The sequence below is a fragment of the Inquilinus limosus MP06 genome (genome assembly GCF_000767795.1).
Taxonomy (GTDB): Bacteria; Pseudomonadota; Alphaproteobacteria; order DSM-16000; family Inquilinaceae; genus Inquilinus; species Inquilinus limosus_E.
The window spans coordinates 1-3,325 of sequence record NZ_JANX01000640.1; the positions used below are offsets into that span (position 1 = coordinate 1).

Sequence of the window (3,325 nt, forward strand, 5' to 3'; positions counted from 1 at the left end):
GGAGGATTTGAACACCCGCCGGCCCGGCCCGCCGCGCCCCGGCCATGCCGACATGGCGGCGCTGTTCCGCGCCCTCGACACGCGCTGGCGGCCGGGCACGATCGGCTTCGACGATGTCTGCCTGGCCTACAAGGACCGGCAATTCGTGCTGCAGCGCCCGAACCCGCGGGCGCGCTTCTTCTCGCTGTATCGCGGCTCGGCCATGGGCAATGTGCTGGGCCTGGCGATCGGCGCCCGGCTGGCGGCGCCGGAGAGCGATGTCGTCGGCTTCACCGGCGACGGCTGCTTCCGGCTGTTCGCCGGCTGCCTGGCGGAGGCGCGCGATCTCGGTATCCTGCTGTTCCTCTTAGACAATGCCAGCTACGGCATCATCGAGCAGGGGGTGCAGACGATCATCCCGGACGCGCCGGCCGCACGCCGCCACAACCGCCTGGATGCGATCGACTACGCCGCCATGGCCGAGGCCTGCGGCTGGCGGTCGGCGGCGCTGCGGCCCGACCTGGGCAACCTGGACGACATCCTCGCCGCCCACCGCGCCGGCCGGCTCTCGACCCTGGTCACGGTGCCGGTCGATTCCGCCCACATCCTCGGCATCAACCCGAGAGCGAGCAACCTGTGAATACCCAGCAACCTGTGACCGCGCATCCCGGAGCCCGCCCCGTGAGCCTGGCCCTCGACCCCGATTTCCTCCGCCTCCTCTCCGGCAGCCATGCCCGGCTGGTCGGCACGCCGCTGCTGCCGGAGGATGCCGGCGACGATGCGGACCGGGCGCAGTGGCTCTATGAGTCCGCGCCGTTCTGCGTGCTGGCGCACAACACCGATGCCGATCCCCGCTTCGTCTACGCCAACAAGGCCGCCCAGGCCCGCTTCGAATATGGCTGGGACGAATTCATCACCCTGCCCTCCCGCCTCTCCGCCGAGGCGCCGGACCGGGCGGAGCGGCAGCGCCTGCTGGACACGGTGACCCGCGACGGCTTCATCGCCGATTACCGCGGCATCCGCATCGCCAAGTCGGGCCGCCGCTTCCGGATCGAGAAGGCGGTCGTCTGGCAGCTGATCGACGAGGCCGGCACCCTGCACGGCCAAGCCGCCGCTTTCGGGGAGTGGCGGGAGATGTAAGGCAACGGTCGCGGGGGCGGCCGTCCTGATCTCGTTTGACTGTGCAGTGGGCGTCTGTTCCGACCGCTATCGGCCCTTCGCAGACTCTATCCGACACTGATCTCGGTGAGTTTGATCCAAACCCATCCAGGATACCGATCGTCATCGGACCAGATGTCGACAGAGATGCGTCCAACGGATACTGGTACATTGATGTATCGAAATGAACCGCTGTCGCTCAAACTCATCACGCCGCTTGGGGTGGCTAACGATCCAGAAAAGAGCTTAATTCCTGCTCTGTCGCACTCCGCGTCTGTCAGAATGACCGTCGACATGCCATCGACATAAGATTGGACCCAGAAGCAGATGCAACTGTCAGTCGCGGTCACGAATGATTGTCCTGTATCGCCGGGAATAGCTTCCATACTTGCAGGATCGGAAAGGAACAGAACGGGGTATTCCGTCCTTGCCTGCATCTGAAAAGTTGTCATTCCCGCCCCCTAGTGGAGAGGATCCATCCGGCAAGATAAGCCCTTCCAAGCTTTTCATTGAACGGCGAACTTCCGCTAACCGCCCTCCCGGTCACCGGAGCCCCCGAGGTATTCCAGACGCCGCCATCACAAGGCTCTCTTGGGATTTTCGATCCAAGCCGGGCGAGTTGATCGCAGAGCCAATGCCAGCAGGCGGGGGCGCGATCGGGCATCTGCGCCAGGCCGGTGCTGATGCCGTCGGCCGGCATCACCACCGTCCCGCCGGCGGCGAGGTGGTCGCGAAGGCGGTCGAGCGCCGGGGCAACATGCTGTTGCAGCCGCGCCAGGTCGGCATCGGTCAGGAAGGCGTTGGCCACCAGGCTCGGCGCCCGCTTCGTCGCAATCCCGACCGCGTTCGGCTCGCCCCGCGCGGCCGCCGCCTGCCCTCCCAGGCCGCGCTCCACGAAGTTGTCGCCGAACACGTAGAGCGCTGCGGATTGGCCCGGATTTCCTCACGGCTGTAGCGCGCGACATACTCGACCGGCATCTGATCCTCCTCGGGGCGTTCGGCCCGATCCTCTCACGAACGGGCTGCGGTGAACATTTTGTGCCCTTGCATGATCGATCAATTATGTTCATGATATGTTCTATGGATGAGGCGCAGACTCCCCGTGGCAAGACCCGGCCGGGCGACCCCGACCTGCACTGGACGGAGTGGGCGCTGGACCGGCTGCGCGAGGTGGTTGAGCTCGACATCCGCACCATGCGGGCGACGGTGCGGGAGCACGAGCAGATCCTGCGCGGCGCGGAGATGCCGGACTATCCGCTGATGCAGTCCCGCCTCGCTCGCTCGGTGCGGCTGTCGCTCGCGATGACCGAGCGGATCCGGCGCGACTACCTGCTGCGCAAGCAGCAGCGGATCGCGTCCGGCGAGCAGGAACGCCGTCGGGCGAAGCGGGAACAGGCGACCGAGATCGCGGTGAAGGCGATCGCCAGGCCCGCCGATCCGGAGGACGCCGAGCGCGTCCGGTTGCTGGTCCGGGAGAAGCTGGTCGAGGACGAGATCCTCGACGTGCAGATCGATACCCTGTCACCGGAAGAGTTCGTGCGTGAGGTGAGCCGCAGGATCGGCCTCCCGCCCGACCCGTCCTGGCTGCCGCCGGGCTGTATCGACGAAGCCGTGACCGTCGATGCCGTGGCCGAGACGGCCGAGTCTGCCGAGGCCTGGCCCCGCCTGGAGGATGAATCCGTCGCCGGCCGGCTCATGCCGGCGCCGTCGAAACCCGATAGCAGCTAGCCGCCTTGCCGCCTCCTCACATCGTCATTGCGAGGAGGCGAAGCCGACGAAGCAATCCATCTGCCCACTCGTGCTGCTGCATGGATTGCTTCGCTGCGCTCGCAATGACGGCGTGGGCTGCAGAATCAGTGTCCAAAACCGATGGTTCTGCCTCTCCCGCTTGCGGGAGAGGTCGGAGGCACTTGCGCCTCCGGGTGAGGGGGGTTTGTCGAGGCCTGGGCCCACCCTCACCCGGTCGCGCTGCGCGAGCCCGACCTCTCCCGCCAGGCGGGAGGGGCAACACGAGAAGACGACGGGCATCGAGTAGGCGCAGACGACGGGAACCACCCACAAGAGAAAAGACGCTCCTCCCCTACCGCGCGAACAGCCGCGGATACTCGGTCTTGGCCAGCGCCTCGCGCAGGGTCGCACGCTCGGTGTCGTTCAGCGCCCGCAGCGGCGGGTGGGGGCGGCGCCAGGA

At 66.9% G+C, this 3,325-nt stretch carries 5 protein-coding genes; 3 read left to right on the top strand and 2 right to left on the bottom strand.

The features are described from left to right. Together P409_RS30010 and P409_RS30015 are read left to right on the top strand one after the other, a co-directional pair. On the top strand, positions 1-619 hold a 619-nt coding region (locus tag P409_RS30010), incomplete at its 5' end, for a thiamine pyrophosphate-dependent enzyme (RefSeq protein ID WP_034847053.1). Between the two features lie 41 nt (positions 620-660). Continuing rightward, entirely contained in the window at positions 661-1,119 is a 459-nt protein-coding gene (locus P409_RS30015; RefSeq protein WP_202964855.1) for an MEKHLA domain-containing protein, read from the top strand. An 86-nt stretch (positions 1,120-1,205) separates the two neighbouring features. Here P409_RS30015 and P409_RS38380 read toward each other — a convergent pair whose 3' ends face one another. Together P409_RS38380 and P409_RS36565 are read right to left on the bottom strand one after the other, a co-directional pair. Beyond that, complete coding sequence (locus P409_RS38380) at positions 1,206-1,589, bottom strand: hypothetical protein (RefSeq protein WP_152613620.1); 384 nt, start codon at positions 1,587-1,589, stop codon at positions 1,206-1,208. Continuing rightward, positions 1,586-2,050, bottom strand: coding sequence for a DUF7831 domain-containing protein (locus P409_RS36565; RefSeq protein WP_052121578.1), 465 nt, complete (start codon positions 2,048-2,050; stop codon positions 1,586-1,588). The genes P409_RS38380 and P409_RS36565 overlap by 4 nt, the downstream gene beginning before the upstream one ends. Positions 2,051-2,217: 167 nt before the next feature. On the opposite strand from P409_RS36565, the gene P409_RS30025 reads away from it, so the two are divergent. Beyond that, positions 2,218-2,865, top strand: coding sequence for a hypothetical protein (locus P409_RS30025; RefSeq protein ID WP_034847057.1), 648 nt, complete (start codon positions 2,218-2,220; stop codon positions 2,863-2,865). Positions 2,866-3,325 lie beyond the last annotated feature (460 nt).